Annotated in this window: 15 protein-coding genes; 6 read left to right on the top strand and 9 right to left on the bottom strand. The window is 61.2% G+C overall.

Going from position 1 to position 16,437, the window contains the following annotated elements:
• Positions 1 to 24 precede the first annotated feature (24 nt).
• Complete coding sequence (locus QMK52_RS01985; RefSeq protein WP_005785094.1) at positions 25 to 1,386, top strand: MFS transporter; 1,362 nt, start codon at positions 25 to 27, stop codon at positions 1,384 to 1,386.
• 265 nt (positions 1,387 to 1,651) lie between these two features.
• Here QMK52_RS01985 and QMK52_RS01980 read toward each other — a convergent pair whose 3' ends face one another.
• Complete coding sequence (locus QMK52_RS01980) at positions 1,652 to 2,455, bottom strand: SirB1 family protein (RefSeq protein ID WP_005785096.1); 804 nt, start codon at positions 2,453 to 2,455, stop codon at positions 1,652 to 1,654.
• Positions 2,456 to 2,641: 186 nt separating this feature from the next.
• Between QMK52_RS01980 and QMK52_RS01975 the strand changes: the two genes are divergently transcribed.
• A complete protein-coding gene (locus tag QMK52_RS01975; RefSeq protein WP_005785098.1) occupies positions 2,642 to 3,661 on the top strand; it encodes a Glu/Leu/Phe/Val dehydrogenase family protein in 1,020 nt (339 codons plus the stop codon).
• A gap of 55 nt (positions 3,662 to 3,716) precedes the next feature.
• Here QMK52_RS01975 and QMK52_RS01970 read toward each other — a convergent pair whose 3' ends face one another.
• Positions 3,717 to 3,977 (bottom strand): YebG family protein, encoded by a 261-nt coding sequence (locus QMK52_RS01970; protein WP_005785100.1) that lies wholly within the window; start codon positions 3,975 to 3,977, stop codon positions 3,717 to 3,719.
• 294 nt (positions 3,978 to 4,271) lie between these two features.
• Between QMK52_RS01970 and QMK52_RS01965 the strand changes: the two genes are divergently transcribed.
• Positions 4,272 to 4,760, top strand: coding sequence for a phosphate-starvation-inducible protein PsiE (locus QMK52_RS01965; RefSeq protein ID WP_003188808.1), 489 nt, complete (start codon positions 4,272 to 4,274; stop codon positions 4,758 to 4,760).
• On the opposite strand, the gene QMK52_RS01960 is transcribed toward QMK52_RS01965, so the two are convergent.
• The 3 genes from QMK52_RS01960 to QMK52_RS01950 all read right to left on the bottom strand — a co-directional run bounded on the left by QMK52_RS01960 (position 4,757) and on the right by QMK52_RS01950 (position 8,066).
• Positions 4,757 to 5,074, bottom strand: a complete 318-nt coding sequence (locus QMK52_RS01960; RefSeq protein WP_032877639.1) for a DUF3509 domain-containing protein — start codon at positions 5,072 to 5,074, stop codon at positions 4,757 to 4,759. The genes QMK52_RS01965 and QMK52_RS01960 overlap by 4 nt on opposite strands.
• Before the next feature lie 267 nt (positions 5,075 to 5,341).
• Entirely contained in the window at positions 5,342 to 6,628 is a 1,287-nt protein-coding gene (locus QMK52_RS01955) for a serine/threonine transporter (RefSeq protein ID WP_320403769.1), read from the bottom strand.
• Positions 6,629 to 6,689: 61 nt separating this feature from the next.
• Complete coding sequence (locus QMK52_RS01950) at positions 6,690 to 8,066, bottom strand: L-serine ammonia-lyase (protein ID WP_005785108.1); 1,377 nt, start codon at positions 8,064 to 8,066, stop codon at positions 6,690 to 6,692.
• A gap of 137 nt (positions 8,067 to 8,203) precedes the next feature.
• Here QMK52_RS01950 and QMK52_RS01945 point away from each other — a divergent pair, with 137 nt between their 5' ends.
• A complete protein-coding gene (locus QMK52_RS01945; protein ID WP_005785109.1) occupies positions 8,204 to 9,151 on the top strand; it encodes a LysR substrate-binding domain-containing protein in 948 nt (315 codons plus the stop codon).
• A gap of 212 nt (positions 9,152 to 9,363) precedes the next feature.
• Positions 9,364 to 9,774, top strand: coding sequence for an HPF/RaiA family ribosome-associated protein (locus tag QMK52_RS01940; RefSeq protein ID WP_005785111.1), 411 nt, complete (start codon positions 9,364 to 9,366; stop codon positions 9,772 to 9,774).
• Between the two features lie 54 nt (positions 9,775 to 9,828).
• Here the strand turns inward: QMK52_RS01940 and QMK52_RS01935 are convergent, their stop codons facing one another.
• Positions 9,829 to 11,340 (bottom strand): MFS transporter, encoded by a 1,512-nt coding sequence (locus tag QMK52_RS01935; protein WP_320403768.1) that lies wholly within the window; start codon positions 11,338 to 11,340, stop codon positions 9,829 to 9,831.
• Positions 11,341 to 11,446: 106 nt separating this feature from the next.
• Here QMK52_RS01935 and QMK52_RS01930 point away from each other — a divergent pair, with 106 nt between their 5' ends.
• Positions 11,447 to 12,319 (top strand): LysR family transcriptional regulator, encoded by an 873-nt coding sequence (locus tag QMK52_RS01930; protein ID WP_005785114.1) that lies wholly within the window; start codon positions 11,447 to 11,449, stop codon positions 12,317 to 12,319.
• 135 nt (positions 12,320 to 12,454) lie between these two features.
• Here QMK52_RS01930 and fecA read toward each other — a convergent pair whose 3' ends face one another.
• The 3 genes from fecA to QMK52_RS01915 all read right to left on the bottom strand — a co-directional run bounded on the left by fecA (position 12,455) and on the right by QMK52_RS01915 (position 16,308).
• Positions 12,455 to 14,791: a TonB-dependent Fe(3+) dicitrate receptor FecA gene (fecA, locus tag QMK52_RS01925; RefSeq protein ID WP_320403767.1), complete on the bottom strand. Its 2,337-nt coding sequence runs from the start codon at positions 14,789 to 14,791 to the stop codon at positions 12,455 to 12,457.
• Positions 14,792 to 14,881: 90 nt separating this feature from the next.
• Positions 14,882 to 15,823, bottom strand: a complete 942-nt coding sequence (locus tag QMK52_RS01920) for a FecR domain-containing protein (protein ID WP_194440167.1) — start codon at positions 15,821 to 15,823, stop codon at positions 14,882 to 14,884.
• Positions 15,820 to 16,308: a sigma-70 family RNA polymerase sigma factor gene (locus tag QMK52_RS01915; protein WP_320403766.1), complete on the bottom strand. Its 489-nt coding sequence runs from the start codon at positions 16,306 to 16,308 to the stop codon at positions 15,820 to 15,822. Before QMK52_RS01915 ends, QMK52_RS01920 begins: the two co-directional genes overlap by 4 nt.
• Between the last annotated feature and the right edge of the window lie 129 nt (positions 16,309 to 16,437).

The following is a 16,437-nucleotide window of genomic DNA, read 5'->3' as shown; positions in this document are numbered from 1 at the left end:
AATAAAAAATAAAGGTACCTTGCGATGCACAATCAGATTGCCAGCTTTCGCGCGGCACTCGACGCCCGTCCGGTGTCGCGCTACCAGTGGTTGATTCTCGTGTTGCTGGCGTTGCTGCTGGTCACCGATGGCTACGACGCCCAGGTGCTGGGCTATGTAGTGCCGGCACTGGCTCAGGATTGGGGCCTGGAAAAAGCCGCGTTCGGGCCGGTATTCAGCGCCAACCTGCTTGGGTTGACCCTCGGCTCGCTGCTGGTGACACCGCTGGCGGATCGTTTCGGCGTGCGGCGCATCCTGTTGGCCTGTGTGCTGATCTACGCCAGCCTGACCGTACTGATGGTGTTTGCCAATTCCCTCACCACACTGATGGCGGCGCGGTTTATCTGCGGCATCGGCATGGGAGGCGCAATGCCCAGTGCCATGGCATTGATGTCTGAATATTCGCCGCCGCGCATGCGCACCTTGATGGTGACCCTGGCGGCCTGCGGCTTTTCGTTCGGCGGCGCGGCAGGCGGCTTTGTGGCGGCCGGGTTTATCGATAGCTTTGGTTGGCAGGCGGTGTTCCTGGCTGGTGGGGTAACACCGTTGCTGCTGTTCCCGTTCCTGGTGTGGCTGTTGCCCGAATCCTTGCCACGCCTGTTGCGCGATGCGCCGCCGTATCTGCGTCTGCGCAAAGTCACGGCGCGGATGCTGCCCGACTGGCAACCGCCGCCCGCGACCGAAGCTGAAAACCTGCAGGAACAAGGCAGCAAACTGACGGTGGTGGAGCTGTTTCGCAACGGCTACGCGCGCCCGACGCTGCTGATCTGGGCGACCTTTTTTGTCAGCCTGATTTTGCTGTATTTCATGATCAGTTGGTTGCCATCGCTGTTGCTCGAAAGCGGCCTGGCGCTGAACGAAGCCAACCTGGTCACGTCCATGTTCCTGTTTGCCGGCACCTTGGGCGCCATCCTCATGGCCTGGTTTGCCGACCGCCTGAAAAGCAAGGTGCGACTGTTGTCCGGCGTGCTGGCGGCGGCTGCGTTGTGCACCATCCTGCTGGGCTTGAACCACGACAATCCACGTTACCTGGTGGCCTGCGTGTTCGCTGCCGGGTTCTGCATCATCGGCGGGCAACTGACCCTCAATGCCTTTGCGAGCAATTTCTACCCGGCGCAGGTGCGCGCCACCGGCACAGGCTGGGCGTTGGGGGTAGGGCGTTTTGGATCAATCCTGGGGCCGCTGTTCGGCAGTATGTTGCTGGCGATGCATATACCGGTGCAGCAGATTTTCTTCTTCTGTGCGATTCCGGCCGTGATTGCGGCGCTGTTGATTATTCAGGTGCGGGCGCCGGGCTCCACTACGCTAAAAACGCCAGTGCCTGGCGATATTCTCAATCGCACCTAGGGGGGCGTTCTCAATTAGTTTCCCCGTCGCGCCGGGTCTGCTGTTGTGCAGGGCAAGGCGCGAGAAGCGTGGTTTGGTCATTCCAAATAAGCTTCGAGCAACGCAGCCCTGCACAACAGCAGGCCCTTCGGGTTGTGCCTTAAAGCGGGCCAGCCTGCGTTGCAGGCCTTGGAAAGGGAACAACCATTCCCTGCGGCCTGCGCCTTGCCTGGCCCGCTTTAAGGCGACAACGCGGCGGGGAAACTAATTGAGAACGCCCCCTAGGTCAATGCACCACTGAATTGGGCGGCAGGTGCCCCAGCCGCTCGGTCAGGCGCAGGCGCTGGATCGGGTCTTCGCTGAGCATCAACGCATGTTCCAGGTCAAAGCGCTCGGCACTCGGGCAATCCAGGCGCTGGTATAGGCTGGCGCGTGCAAGGTAGTCGGCGGCGCTGGCATTGCCCAGTTCCAGTACGCGCTCGGCGTCCACCAGGGCAGCCAGGGGATCGTCGTTGGCGAGGTGCAGTTGGCGCAGGTTACGTGACAGCCGCTGCAGGATCGCCCTAGGCTCGGCGGTGTGCAGGTGGTCGGCGTGCAAGTTGAGTTTTGGCCCGTATTGCCGGTGCAGCAGTTCGCGACAATCGTTGGGGTACAAGCGTCGACCGCCGCACGGGTCCAGCAGGTGGTCGGCACCGGGTACGCGTAGCAGGAAGTGGCCGGGGAAATTTACCCCGACCATGGGGATATCCAGGCGCCGTGCCATTTCCAGGGCGATCAGGCCCATGGCCAAGGGTTGCCCGCGTTTTCGCCGCAGCACTTTGTCGAGCAGCGCGGCGGCGGGGCGCAACGGGGTCTGGTCATCCTGGGCAAACCCCAGGTCATTCAGGCGCCGCAGCAGCGGCTGGCCGAGTTCATCGGCCGGCAACAGGGGCATGCCCAGGCTGACCTGCTGTTGCAGCACACGCAGCTCTTGCAGGATCAGCAACGGCTGTACGCTGGCATCGTGTTCGGCAGCCATCCACAGCGCGGCTTCAAACAGCGCAGGGGGTGAACGGTCCAGGCAGGCGAAAAAGGCTGTGCGGGGATTCATCGCGTTCTCCGGCGGATGCCCCGTTTTAGCCTTGCCAGGAAATTTCGTCCAGTATCTTGAAAAATATCCTGCGTGCTTATGTCCTGGATCTTACGAAACAGCGCGGCTTATTCCAGTGCAATCCAGCAGTTTTCTGCCGCGAGCCTATACTTTGCCCACAACCAAAAGTGATTCGGGAGCTCATTGATGTTTGCGCTCATGCACAGCACCCGCCTTGAATCGCTGCACCTGAGCGTCGACCCGGTGACCGGGCTGAAAGCGATCATCGCCATCCACAACAGTCGCCTGGGGCCTGCCTTGGGCGGCTGTCGCTACCTGGCTTACCCCAACGATGACAGTGCCGTGGCCGATGCCGCGCGCCTGGCCCAAGGCATGAGTTACAAGGCTGCACTGGCCGGGCTGGCGGTGGGCGGCGGTACGGCGGTCATCATCCGCCCTGTGCACGTGGAGAGCCGCGCCGCGCTATTCGAGGCGTTTGGCCGCTGTATCGAAAAACTCGACGGCCGTTTCATTACCTCGATCGACAGCGGCACCTCGGTCGCCGACATGGATTGCATCGCCCAGCACACTCGCTTCGTCACCAGCACCACCGCCGCCGGCGACCCTGCGCCTCATGCCGCCATGGGTGTATTTACCGGCATCCGTACCACCGCCATGGCGCGCCTGGGCAGCGACAACCTTGAAGGCTTGCGCGTAGCGGTGCAGGGCCTGGGCAACGTCGGTTATGCCCTGGCTGAGCAACTGCACGCTGCGGGTGCAGAACTGTTGGTCAGCGACATCGACCACGGCAAGGTGCAACTGGCCATGGAACAACTGGGCGCCCACCCGATTGCCAACGATGCCTTGCTCAGCACCCCCTGCGACATCCTCGCGCCCTGCGGCGTCGGCGCTGTATTCAACCGCAACAGCGTCGGCCAGTTGCGGTGCGCCGCCGTGGCAGGTTCGGCCAGCGCACAATTGACCAACCTGGACATCGCCGACCAGTTGGAAGGCCGCGGCATCCTCTATGCCCCGGACTACGTGATCAACTCCGGCGGCCTGATCTACGTCGCCCTCAAACACGCCGGCACCGACCTGCCCGGGATTACCGCGCACCTGTCGAACATTGGCACGCGCCTGACCGAAATCTTCGCCCACGCCCAAGCCGAAAAGCGCTCCCCCGCACGGGTCGCCGATGAGCTGGCCGAACGTCTGCTGTACAAATAGGCCGGGCATTAAAAAGGCCCTGAATCCATGATTCAGGGCCTGTTCAATTCGGGCTTTACTCTGCCACCGCGTTCAGCAACTCGGACAACGCGTCCGGCTGGCTTTTGAATGCCTTGGCAAATACATCGCGGTTCTTCGCCATGTAGATCCCGGCTTCCTCCACCTGCTGCTCACTCAAAGATGGCACGGCTTTTTGCAACACCTCTGCCAGCAACTCAGCGAGTTCAAGCATCTTGTCATGACGGTCAGCTTCGGCTTTATCCATGAACAAACGCTCCAGATCTCGGCTGCTGCGGTATACCACTTCGACGGCCATTCACCACCTCACATGCCTTCACGATAGTTGTCTTTTGCGACTACTGTATTTATATACAGCGAAAAGGATAAGCCAAACGCCGGGGTTTGGATAGTAGGTTTTTAATGTAGTTGGGAAATGGGGGCGCTGCGCACACCAGCGGGAGCAAGCTCTCTCGCCACAAAGATTGATTAAGTGCCTAATATCAGCCCGCCATCATCTCAATACCCTGTCTATGGCCTTTTTTCTGCATACAGAACAACCGTCACGTCCAACTCGCATTATCCGGTCGAACCGACCTAAGGAAGCATCATCGTGAAAATCAACTGGGCCGAAAGGCTGCGCCAGCAAGTCCACGGGCTGGCCGAGTCCCTGGGCAATCTGTTTGTCGAGTCGTTTCACTACCTGGCGTTGTTTGCCATTGGTGCGGTGACCGCCTGGGCGGCGGTGATGGAATTCCTGGGGATGCTGGAGAACGGCCATATCAAGATCGATGACATCTTGCTGCTGTTCATCTACCTGGAACTGGGCGCGATGGTCGGGATTTACTTCAAGACCAACCACATGCCGGTACGCTTCCTGATCTATGTGGCAATCACCGCGCTTACGCGTTTGCTGATCTCCAACGTGTCGCACCACAACCCGCCGGATGTGGGCATCATCTACCTGTGCGGCGGAATTCTGTTGTTGGCGTTTGCCATTCTGGTGGTGCGCTATGCGTCGTCGGCGTTCCCTTCGGTGAAGGTCGAAAGCCCGCGTCGCAAAGGCGAGGCGAGCCTGGAGACCGAGAAGGGCGAGCTTTAAAGCCCCACGCTGAAGGGCAGGGTGCGGGCAGGCGGGCGCTGCAGGAGTTTGTGGCTGTCGCCGTCCGTCATCAGTTCGAGGATTTCCACGGCGCTATGACCCTGTTCGATGGCGATACCGAACTGGATGCTTTGCACCAGGCGTTTGAGGCGCTGCGGGTCGTTGCGCTGTTCGGCGCTGATCATGCGCTTGGCCACCACGCCGGTCTCGTCCGAGAGGGTGAGCATGATGCTGCCGTCCAGCCGCTGGATGCTCAGATTGACGCGGTATTGGGGGGTGAAGGTGTCGGTGATGATCTGAAAAGGATTGTCCATGGTGCGTTACCGCCTGATAAGAACATGCAGTCATTGACGGCCGGTGTCAGGATTAGTTCGCATTGCCTGACCATCGGCCAAATTCCGTTTTCCTCAAAAGTTCTACAGCAAGGGCCGTGCCGTACAGGCGTTGGAAGCTCAATGTGGGAGGGGGCTTGCCCCCGATAGCGGTGTATCAGCCAATAAATACTCGGCTGAAAGACTGCTATCGGGGGCAAGCCCCCTCCCACATTGGGTCTGTGTTGTTACTCAGGCAGGTGAGCTATTTCAGGGCATCACGGAAAAAACGATCGCAGACAGCGCAATCAACCCGATCACCACTACAAACACGTTCGACAGCTGGCCCGAATACTGGCGCAGCGATGGCACGCGGCGAATCGCGTACATCGGCATCAGGAACAGCAGGCACGCGATAATCGGTCCGCCCATGGTTTCGATCATGCCCAGGATGCTTGGGTTGAAGGTGGCCACGGCCCAGCAGGTCAGCACCATGAACAGCGCGGTGGAGCGTTCCAGCCATTTCGCCGACATCGAGCGGTTGCGCCCGCGCAGGGATTTGACGATCAAGCCCTGGAAGCCTTCGCTGGCACCGATGTAGTGGCCCAGGAACGATTTGGTAATCGCCACCAGTGCGATCAGCGGCGCGGCGTAGGCGATCACTGGCGTCTGGAAGTGGTTGGCCAGGTACGACAGGATCGAGATGTTCTGCGCCTTGGCGGCGGCCAGGTCAGCGGGCGATAGCGCCAGTACGCAACTGAAGCAGAAGAACATCACGGTCAGCACCATCATGGCGTGGGCGGTGGCGAGGATGCCGCTGCTTTTTCGCTCGGCCTGGGCGCCGTAGACGCGCTTCTGGTCCACGGCGAAAGCGGAGATGATCGGTGAGTGGTTGAACGAGAACACCATCACCGGGATCGCCAGCCACAGCGTCTTGAAGAACAGCGGCAGCGGCATGCCTTCGCTGGCGGAGGCGAAGAACGCGCCATTCCAGTTGGGAATCAGGCTGACAGCCAATAGCAACAGCGCAGCAACGAAAGGGTACACCAGCACACTCATGGCCTTGACGATCACACCCTGGCCACAACGCACGATGGCCATCAGGCCGAGGATCAGCACCAGGGACAAGATCGCACGGGGCGGTGGCGTCATGTGCAGTTGGTGCTCCATGAAACTGCCCAATGTGTTGGTCAGTGCCACGCTGTACACCAGCAGGATCGGGAAGATCGCAAAGAAGTAGAGCAGGGTGATCAGCTTGCCGGCGCCGACACCAAAGTGTTCCTCGACCACTTCGGTGATGTCGCCGGATTTGCCCGACAACACAAAGCGCGTCAGCCCACGGTGGGCGAAGAAAGTCATCGGAAAAGCCAGCAGCGCCAGTACGATCAGCGGCCAGAAACCGCCGACGCCGGCGTTGATCGGCAGGAACAGGGTGCCGGCGCCGATGGCGGTGCCGTAGAGGCCGAGCATCCAGGTGGTGTCGTGTTTGGTCCAGCCGGTGGTCACGCTTGCTTCGGATACAGGATTTTCGGCAGCAGGTGTACGTACATCAGTCATCGGTATTGCCTCGTTATTATTTTTGCGCGGGCTCACGTTGGGGCGGGTAGCAGTGCTCCGATCAGCACTCCACCCAGCTGACCGCCAGGCCGCCCCGTGAAGTTTCTTTGTATTTGTCATGCATATCGGCGCCGGTATCGCGCATGGTGCGGATGACCCGGTCGAGGGAAATGAAGTGCTTGCCGTCACCGCGCAGGGCCATTTGCGTGGCGTTGATCGCCTTGACCGCGGCAATGGCATTACGCTCGATGCACGGCACCTGCACCAGGCCGCCGACCGGGTCGCAGGTCAGGCCGAGGTTATGTTCCAGGCCGATTTCGGCGGCGTTTTCCAGTTGCTCGGGGGTGGCGCCGAGAATATCGGCCAGGCCGGCGGCGGCCATGGCGCAGGCCGAGCCCACTTCGCCCTGGCAGCCGACTTCGGCGCCGGAGATCGAGGCGTTTTTCTTGCAGAGGATGCCGACGGCGGCGGCGGCCAGGAAGAAATTGACCACATCGTCGTCAGACGCGTCGGCGTTGAATTTCATGTAGTAATGCAGCACCGCCGGGATGATGCCGGCCGCGCCATTGGTCGGGGCGGTGACCATGCGCCCGCCGGCGGCGTTTTCTTCGTTGACGGCGAGGGCGAACAGGTTGACCCATTCCATCGCCGACAAGGTTGAAGTGATCACATTGGGTTTGCCGATTTCCAGCAGGCTGCGGTGCAATTTCGCCGCCCTGCGCGGCACGTCCAGGCCGCCGGGCAGGATACCTTCATCGCGCAGGCCCTGTTCCACGCATTCGCGCATCACCGACCAGATGTGCAGCAGGCCGCTGCGGATGTCTTCGTCGCTGCGCCACGCACGTTCGTTGGCCATCATCAGTTCAGAAACCCGCAAGCCGTGCTTGTTGCACAACGCCAGCAGTTCCACAGCACTGGAAAAGTCGTAGGGCAATTGCACGTCGCTGGTCGGCGCAATGCCTGATGCGGCTTCGGCGGCCTCGATGATGAAACCACCGCCTACCGAGTAATAGGTCTGCTCGCTCAGCAGGCCGTTGTCGCCATAGGCGTGCAGGGACATGGCGTTGGGGTGGTAAGGCAGGCTTTCATCCAGCAGCAACAGGTCGGTGTGCCAGTTGAAAGCGATTGCCTGGGAGCCGGCCAGCAGCAATTGACCCGACTCGCGCAGTTGCTGGATACGTGCATTGATCGAGGTGGGGTCGACGCGGTCCGGCCATTCGCCCATCAAGCCCATCACACAGGCGCGATCAGTGGCATGGCCTACGCCGGTGGCGGACAGCGAGCCGTACAGGCGTACTTCAACGCGGCGGGTTTGGCTGAGCAAATGCTGATCGGTCAGGGCCTGGGCGAACGTCGCGGCAGCGCGCATCGGGCCGACGGTATGGGAACTGGAGGGGCCAATGCCCACCTTGAATAGATCGAAAACACTGATAGCCATGCTAAAGCCTTACAAGCAATGGAGTAGAAATCGCTGCCATGTTTTGTAGAGCAGGCGGAATTGGCGCGATACTGAGCCTCTGGATCGGCACTGACCAACGAATTATCCTAAGACACCCTTTAGCAGGACTAAACGCTATGACCCGCCCCCTTCACGGCCAGACCTATGTGTGGCTGCATGTGTTTTCTTGCGCTGCACGGCATCTGTCGTTCACCCGCTGCGCCGAAGAACTGCACATCACGCCGGGGGCGGTGAGCCAGCAGATTCGCCAGTTGGAGGAGCGCCTGGGCTTTCGGCTGTTTCATCGGCGCGCCCGCGGGGTTGAACTCAGCGCCGAGGGGCAGCGCCTGGCGGCGGTGGTCGGCGAGGCTTACGGGAGCATTGATGCGGAGTTGCAGCGCTTGGATGCCGGGATGATCAGCGGCACCCTGCGCCTGCGCTCGATCCCCTCGTTTCTCGGCAAGTGGCTGACCCCGCGCCTGCCACGTTTGCAGCAGCGCTTTCCCGACATCCAACTGCGCATGGTCGCCGAAGACAGCAGCATCGCCCTGCATGAAGGCGACTTCGACCTGGCCATCGACCTCAACGATGGCAGCTACCCCGGCTTGTTATCCACAGCCCTGTTGGACGAGCAGATATTCCCGGTGTGCGCCCCCAGCCTTCTACGTGGACGGCCGCCGTTGCATGGCCCGGCCGATCTGGCGCATTTTCCGCTGCTGCACGACATCACTGCCTGGCGTGGGAGTTATGAATATGCCGAGTGGGAGTTCTACCTGAATGCCATCGGCCACCACGGTGCCGACGTGCGGCGCGGGCATACCTTCAACCGCAACCACCTGACCATCGAAGCCGCCATTGCCGGCATGGGGGTAGCGATTGCGCGGCGCACGTTGCTCAATGATGAACTGGAGCGCGGCACCCTGATTGTGCCGTTTGGCCTGGCCGTGCCCAACCATAAGCGCTATGTGCTGCTGTATGCGCCAGGTGCATTGAGCCACCCCGGCGTGCGCGCGGTGCACGACTGGCTGGTGGAGGAAGCAGGGATTTTTCGCGGTTTGCACCCGTTGGGAGAGGGGCAATTGTGAGGAAACAGGACGTAAGAAGTTGTAACTAACTCCCCACCCTACCAGCGTTTTTGCTCGTCGTCAGGGTTAATTTGTAATGTGGGATTTATCTTTGCAAAGGGGTTGAATTGTTTCAGCAGGTGCTCAATTGTGTAATCAAGAGGTCATGGTTTCACCACCCCGGTGTTGCAGTTTGTGATCTCTGGCGAGCTAGCTGAAATAAGGGAAGAACTATGCAAATCCAAGTCAATAGCGATAACCATATTGAAAGCAGCATCCGACTGGAGGAGTGGGTACGTACTACCATTGAGAGCACGCTCGAACGTTATGAAGAAGACCTGACCCGCGTTGAGGTCTACCTGCGGGACGAGAACGGCGACAAGCCCGGACCCCACGATTTAAGTTGCCGCCTGGAAGCACGGCCAAAGGGCCACCAGCCAGTTTCCGTGTGCCATAAAGCCGATACGCTGGAGCAAGCGATCGATGGCGCCGCCACCAAGCTGGATCATGCGCTGGAACACTTGTTCGGCAAACTGCAAGGCAAGCCTCGCGCTGCCGGGAAAAACCAGCCGATCAACAAAGTGAATGAAGACGCGCTGGAAGAGGAATTCCTGGAAAACGAAAACGCTGTCATTAACAGCTAACTGTTTTTTCATTCCCCACTGAAAACGGGCCTGCATATGCAGGCCCGTTTTCGTTCAACGCCGTCGCTGGAAGAAATACCGGCTCAGAGCGGCCAACCCGCAAGCGCCCAAGCCCGCAAACAGCATGGCCCAACCAGCGCCGCTACGCAGGGCCGTCTGTGCCTCCAGGCGTGTGAGTCCAGGCGCGTTCAGCTTGCCCGCCGCAATATGCTGGCTGAGGGTTGCCCAATCCGCCGCCGTGCTGGCCGGCAATACATTGGCCAGGTGATGGCTGATTCCGAGCAACAGCACCAGCCCCATCAATGCGATGTTGAGCGCCAGGGTGATCAGCCGTGCGCTGAAGTCGATGCCCGAGGCCATGCCTGCGCGGTCAGTCGAGACGGCGCCGGTGGTGGTATTGGTGGTCGGCGAATTGGTCAGTGCCAGCCCAATGCCGGCGATCGCGCAACTGAGCAGCACCAGTGCTGTGCTGGGCTGTTCGGCGTAATTAACCGCGGCCATGCCCAAAAAACCTGCGCCCATCGTCCCCAGGCCCAGGGGGATGATGCATTCGGCGCCAAAGCGCAGGGCCAGGCGTTCGGCCAATGGCGGCACCAACAAAGTGGGCAAGGTGTACGCGAGCAGCGCCGCGCCGGTGGTCAGCGTGTCGTAACCCAGGCCCGCCTGGAAATACAGTGGCAAGTAGATCATGAACGGCCAGAAGCTGAAGTTCATGCCGATTGAGCCCATCAAGGCGCCGTTGAAACGTTGGATGCGGAACACCGAGAAGTCGAACATCGGATGGGCGCTGCGCCGCTCAATCAAGATAAACAGCAGCAGTCCGAAGACCGACAGGCCGGCCCAGCCGAGCATCGCCGGGGTGCCGAAACCGTTCTCGCTGCCTTGGGTGATGAAGTAGACCAGCGCAAACACCGCCAGCGTCATGGTCAACATGCCGGCAATGTCGAGGCGATGGCTGGCCGGGTCACGGGATTCCTGCACGCTGATGTGCAGCAGCGCCAAGGTAAACAAGGTCAGTGGTACATGCACCAGGAAAACCCAGCGCCAGTCCGCCACGGCCAGTATCACTGCCCCGATCATCGGCCCGAAACCCAGGCCCACGCCGGCAATTACGCCCCATATCGCGAAGGCTCGCGCCCGCGCCGCCGGTTCGCGGAACTGGTGGGACAAGATGGCAAACTGGCAAATCATCATCGCGCCGGCGCCAATGCCCTGGATGAATCGCGCCACGATCAGTGTCGGCGCATCGTGGGCCAGGCCACACGCCAGCGAGGCCAGGGCGAACACCCATAGACACAGCACCAGCACGCGCCGCCTACCGAAGCGATCCGCCAGCGTGCCCGCCGCCATCAGCACGCTGGTGCAGGCCAGGGTGTAGGCATTCATGATCCATTGGGCGTCTTGAAAGCCGGTACCCAATTCCTGTTCCAGCGTCGGCAGGATCACCGGCACGCTGGAGATTTCCAGGCCGAACATGAGGGCCACCAGGCAAACGGCGGTGAGGGCCAGGGCATTTCTGGCGGCGCTCGGCGGGTTGAGGGCCGATGCAGCAGCGGCGGACGGCATGACGAGTTCCTTTCAAATAGGGGAGGGCTCTATTCTCTCGGGAATCGAATTCGTTATTCGTGATAAGTTTTCCATCGATATGGGAATCAAGGGCGACAATTGACGCATGGCTACCCCGCGTTTTGATGGCGTTGAGCTGTTTTTGCAAATCGTCGAGAGCGGCAACCTGACCGACGCCGCCGAGCGCCTGAACCTTACACGCTCGGCCGTCGGTAAAGGCTTGGCGCGTCTGGAGGCGCGGCTGGGCACGTGCCTGTTGCAGCGTTCCACACGCCGCCAGCGGTTGACCGAGGATGGGCAGGCCTACTACGAACATTGCCTGCGCGCATTGGCCGAACTGGAAGCGGCCGAATCGGTGCTCGAAAGTGGCCGGCAACAACCACGGGGACGACTGAGGGTCAGTGTGCCGCTGGCATTCGGGCACCACTATGCGGCACCGGCCTTGTGGGGCCTGATGGAGCGTTACCCTGAACTTGAAATCGAGATTTGCTTCTCCGACCGCATGATCGATCTGGCGCAGGAAGGCTTCGATATGGCCGTACGCATCGGCCCGTTACCGGATACCGACCGCCTGAGTGCCCGTCGCCTGGGCCAACAGGCTATGGGGCTGGCAGCGTCACCGGCGTATCTGCAGCGCAAGGGTGCCATTGAGAGTATCGAAGACCTGGCCGCTCATCGCGGCATTGCGTATCGCAGCAACACCACGCATCGCTCGCGCCTGGCTTCGCCCCTGATAGTGGACGACCTCCAGGCGCTAGCCGATGCCGCCATCGCGGGCGTGGGCCTGGCCTGGTTGCCGAGTTGGTTGATTGCTCACTATGCGCTGCGGGGGCAATTGGAAGCGGTGCTGCCCAGCTATCGCGAACAGCCTGCGCCGATCCATGTGGTCTGGCCGACGGCGGTGCATATGCCGGCCAAGACGCGGTGTGCCATCGATGCGTTGGTGGCGGCCACCCCCAGTTGCCTGGCGGGCAGCTGAAGCCACTGGGGGCCAATGTGGGAGGGGGCTTGCTCCCGATAGCGGTGTATCAGTGGCAAATGTACCGACTGACACACCGCCATCGGGAGCAAGCCCCCTCCCACAGTAGGTTCTGTATTGTTCTGCAGATTTGGGTCAGAACGCGATAGAGGTTTGCACATACACCGTGCGCGGCTCACCCACGTACTTGCCTTTGTTGTTGTCGTCAAACGAGCGGGTGTAGTACTGCTTGTTGAAGATGTTCTTCACCCCCACCGCCACATTCAAATCCGACAATTGCGGGCCGAAGTCATAGGCCGCGCGGCTGCTGAACAGCATGTAGCCGGGGATGCGTCCATTGGCACCGTCGGCGCTTTCGGCCTGGGTGTTGGCATTGTCGGCGAATTGGCTGCTCTGGTAGCTGCTGTCCACATTCAGCTTCCACGGGCCTTCGGTGTAACCCACGCCGAGGGTGCCTTTGTGCTTGGACGAGAAGGGCACGCGGTTGCCTTTGTTCGGGCCGTCTTCACGAATGGTCGCGTCGACATAGGCATAAGTGGCATACACATCGAAACCCGCCAGCGCCGGGCTCAGGCCGTCGAGCGCATAGTTGATGCTCGACTCGATGCCCTGGTGACGGGTTTCACCGCGGGCGATCACCGTGTCGTTGGTCTGGTTGCTGTCGTACTGGTTGTCGAAGTTGATCAGGAACGCGCCGATTTCGGCGCGCAGGCTGCCATTGTCGTAGCGCGTGCCGAGTTCCCAGGTGCGGGCTTTTTCCGGTTTTACTTCGCCGCGGTTCACGCGGTTGGGCATCTGGCTGTACTGCACGCTGCCGAACGAGCCCTCGGTGTTGGCGTAGAGGTTCCAGTCGTCAGTGAGGTGATAGAGCACGTTCAGCGCCGGCAGCGCGGTGTTGTAGTCGCCCTTGTATTTGACGTTGCTCAGATTGTTGGTTTGCTCAGACTTGATCATCTCGTAGCGCACGCCCGGGGTGATGGTCCACTTGCCGATATCAATGCGGTCGTCGATAAAGAACGCGTTGGCTTCAGTGCCGCCACGGGTGTCGCGGTCGTTGCGACTGTTGGTGGTGGGGATTTGCTGGTTGGCGGCAATCGGCGTGCGGTAGCGCAACTCGTGACCGGCTTCATTGATATAGCGGTAGCCGACACCCACTTCATGGCTGGTCGGGCCAAGGTCGAAGCCCTGGGCGAAGCGGGTTTCAAGGCCGCGTACCCAGTATTCGCGTGGCGACAGCGACAGGAAGCTGCCCTGGTCCAGGTAACCGCTGCGCAGGGTCTTGGTGAAGAAACTGTTGACCGTGAATTCGCGGCGGTCTTGCTCGTAGCGATAGCCGACGTTGAACATCGTACGGCGGCCCCAGAATTTATCGTAGGGGCGGGTGGACTGATACGGGTCGGCCTTGTAGTCCTTGACGTTCAAGCCTCCGGGCATGTCGGCCTGGCCTTCGTAGTACTGCGCCATGGCGTTGAAGCTGTTGGCGTCGTCCAGTTGGTATTTGCCCTTGAGGATCAGGTCGTCGATGCGCGTGTTGCTGTTTTCGCGCCAGTCGCCGCCGCGGGTGCCGGAGTACAGGATCGCGCCGCCCAGGCCATTGTCGGCAGTGCCGCCGGCGAGCAGGTTGCCGGTGGTCTTGAAACCGTCGTGGCTGGAAGACGGGCTGGTTTCGGTCTGCAAGCCGCCTTTGACCGTGGGCGCATCCGGGATGGCGCGGGTCACGAAGTTGACGATGCCGCCGACGTTTTGCGGGCCATAACGCACCGCACCGCCGCCACGGACCACGTCTACCGCGTCCATGTTGCCCATGCTGATCGGTGCAAAGGACAACTGCGGCTGGCCATAGGGCGCGAAGGGCACCGGGATGCCATCCATCAGCACCGTGGAGCGCGATGCCAGGCGCGGATTGAGCCCGCGAATGCCGAAGTTCAGCGCCATGTCATGGCTGCCAGTGCCGTTGTTTTCCGGGGCGTTGACGCCGGGAATGCGGTTGAGCACGTCGCGAGCTTGGGTTGCACCTTGGCGTTCGAACTCTTCGCGGCGGATCACATCACGGGCGCCGGGGTGTTCGAACACGTTGGTTTGCGCCGCGTCACCGAGCCAGTCGCCGACCACGTTGGAGGTTTGCAGTTCGAGGGTGGCGGGGGCGCCAGCCGGTTGCAGGCTGAAGGCGTTGTCGCCCTCGGCCCGGGCTTGCAGGCCGGTGCCCTCCAGCAGTTTGCTCAGGCCCTCGGCCGCGCTGTAATTGCCCGACAGGCCGTGGCTTTGCATACCAGCCGTCACATCAGAACCGAACGACACCAGCACACCGGCTTGGCGACCAAATTGGTTCAGGGCCGCTTCCAGGGTGGTCGGCGCGATGTGGTACGCCTTGGCGTCGGCGGCCATCACCGCAGGCAGCACGGTCAGGCTGAGGCTGGCGCCCAGTAGGAGTTGGCGCAAGGTGCGGGCAAGAAGCGTCGGTTGCTGGGGCATGAAGGTGGTCCTGAGAAGGAAGGATCAAGGTGGCTTTCCTTCTCTGTCACGCCAGGTGCGGAAAACGGCTCACACAAATGCAAAATAAATTCAGGCCCGGGCCTGCACGGTCACCCAATAGCGGGTGAAACGCCGAACTTTCACTGGCAGGCTGATTTCCAGCAGGTCCAGAATGCGTTCGCTGTTATCCAGCGGGTAGCTGCCGGACAGCAAAAGGTTTGCCACTTGCGGGTCACAATTGAGCTGGCCGCGACGATAGCGCCCCAGTTCATTCAAGAAGTCTTCAAGGCGCATGTGTGCAGCCACTAACATACCGTCGGCCCAGGCGCCGCAGTTGGCGTCGGTGGCGCGTGGGGTGTCCCAGCCCTTGCGGGTGAAATTGACCTGGCGTGCGGCATCGACGCTCAGCGGCAAGCCGCTGTAGTTGTTGGGCATCACCTCGACCTGGCCGGCCAGCACCGCCAATTGGGTGTGGTCGTTGAACTGGCGCACATTCAGGCGCGCCGCCTGGCTGCTGAGCAGGCCCTGGCCGGTCAGCACGCGCAACGGCGTATCACCGGCACGGGAGGTGAGCAGGATTTCCCCTTCGAGCAGGCGTACCAGGCGCTGCCGACCGTCGAAATGCACATCCACCGCGCTGCCGGTGTTGAGCTGTAACTGGCTGCCGTCGGCCAATTGCACCGTACGGCGCTGGCCAACCGGGCTGCGATAGTCGGCGCTCAGCGGCGGCAGAATATGTTGCTGACGCAGGCTCCAGGCCGCTGCCGAGCCAGCGCCCAGGATCAGCAGCAACTTCAGCGCCTGGCGTCGGCTGCTGGAGCGCGGTGCATTCAAGGCTGCATGGGCCAGGGGCGAGGGCATCCCGCGCAAGCGCTGATTGACCTGTTGAATCTGCTCCCACGCACGCTGGTGCTCGCTGTGGGCGTTCAGCCATTGTTGCCAGGCCGCTTGCTGGCGAGGGGTGAGCGCGCCTTGCTGCATTTCCAGCAGCCAGTGCACGGCTTGTTCGGCGACTTGGCTGGACACGTTCATAGGGCGAAGTAGCAGCGCATGGCGGCTTTGGTCAGGTGGCGTTTGACCGTGGCGATGGAAATGCCCAGTTCTGCGCTGATTTGCGCGTAGGTCAGGCCGTCGAGCTGGGCCAGCAGGAACGCGCGTTTAACCAGCCGGGGCAGGCCGTCGAGCAGTTGGTCCAGCTCCAGCAGGGTTTGCAGAATGATTGCGCGGTCTTCTTCCGATGGCGCCATCTGCTCGGGCATTTGCGCCAAGGCATCGAGGTAGGCGCGCTCCAGGTCCTGGCGGCGATAGAAGTTGCACAGCACGCGCTTGGCCACGGTGGTGAGGAAGGCGCGGGGCTCGATCAGTGTCGGGGTATCCCGTGCGCTGAGCACGCGAATAAAGGTGTCCTGGGCCAGGTCGGCCGCATTTTCCGGGCAGCCGAGCTTGCGTCGCAACCAGCCGGTGAGCCAGTGGTGATGGTCGTTATACAAAACTTCGACGGTGTTGGACGGCTGCAACGCGATCACTCCACAAGCATTGACATGCTTTAGAGAACAAGAATTGTTCGCATTGTAGGGCGGGTAACGAGCTTCGGCAATCGGCCAGGGCAGGTGATTCATCCGTTCTCTTTTGCTTATGAGAATATT

It is taken from the genome of Pseudomonas sp. P9_2 (genome assembly GCF_034008255.1).
GTDB lineage: Bacteria > Pseudomonadota > Gammaproteobacteria > Pseudomonadales > Pseudomonadaceae > Aquipseudomonas > Aquipseudomonas synxantha_A.
The sequence above is the reverse complement of the archived record's forward strand: the minus strand, read 5'-3'. Positions and strand labels throughout refer to the sequence as shown.

Coding starts and splice junctions, on each gene's coding strand:
- fecA (WP_320403767.1), bottom strand. CDS start 14,791: ATGCCCCAGCAACCGACGCTTCTTGCCCGCACCTTGCGCCAACTCCTA.
- QMK52_RS01930 (WP_005785114.1), top strand. CDS start 11,447: ATGGCTACCCCGCGTTTTGATGGCGTTGAGCTGTTTTTGCAAATCGTC.
- QMK52_RS01980 (WP_005785096.1), bottom strand. CDS start 2,455: ATGAATCCCCGCACAGCCTTTTTCGCCTGCCTGGACCGTTCACCCCCT.
- QMK52_RS01955 (WP_320403769.1), bottom strand. CDS start 6,628: ATGACTGATGTACGTACACCTGCTGCCGAAAATCCTGTATCCGAAGCA.
- QMK52_RS01950 (WP_005785108.1), bottom strand. CDS start 8,066: ATGGCTATCAGTGTTTTCGATCTATTCAAGGTGGGCATTGGCCCCTCC.
- QMK52_RS01970 (WP_005785100.1), bottom strand. CDS start 3,977: ATGGCCGTCGAAGTGGTATACCGCAGCAGCCGAGATCTGGAGCGTTTG.
- QMK52_RS01920 (WP_194440167.1), bottom strand. CDS start 15,823: ATGAACGTGTCCAGCCAAGTCGCCGAACAAGCCGTGCACTGGCTGCTG.
- QMK52_RS01935 (WP_320403768.1), bottom strand. CDS start 11,340: ATGCCGTCCGCCGCTGCTGCATCGGCCCTCAACCCGCCGAGCGCCGCC.
- QMK52_RS01945 (WP_005785109.1), top strand. CDS start 8,204: ATGACCCGCCCCCTTCACGGCCAGACCTATGTGTGGCTGCATGTGTTT.
- QMK52_RS01960 (WP_032877639.1), bottom strand. CDS start 5,074: ATGGACAATCCTTTTCAGATCATCACCGACACCTTCACCCCCCAATAC.
- QMK52_RS01985 (WP_005785094.1), top strand. CDS start 25: ATGCACAATCAGATTGCCAGCTTTCGCGCGGCACTCGACGCCCGTCCG.
- QMK52_RS01975 (WP_005785098.1), top strand. CDS start 2,642: ATGTTTGCGCTCATGCACAGCACCCGCCTTGAATCGCTGCACCTGAGC.
- QMK52_RS01940 (WP_005785111.1), top strand. CDS start 9,364: ATGCAAATCCAAGTCAATAGCGATAACCATATTGAAAGCAGCATCCGA.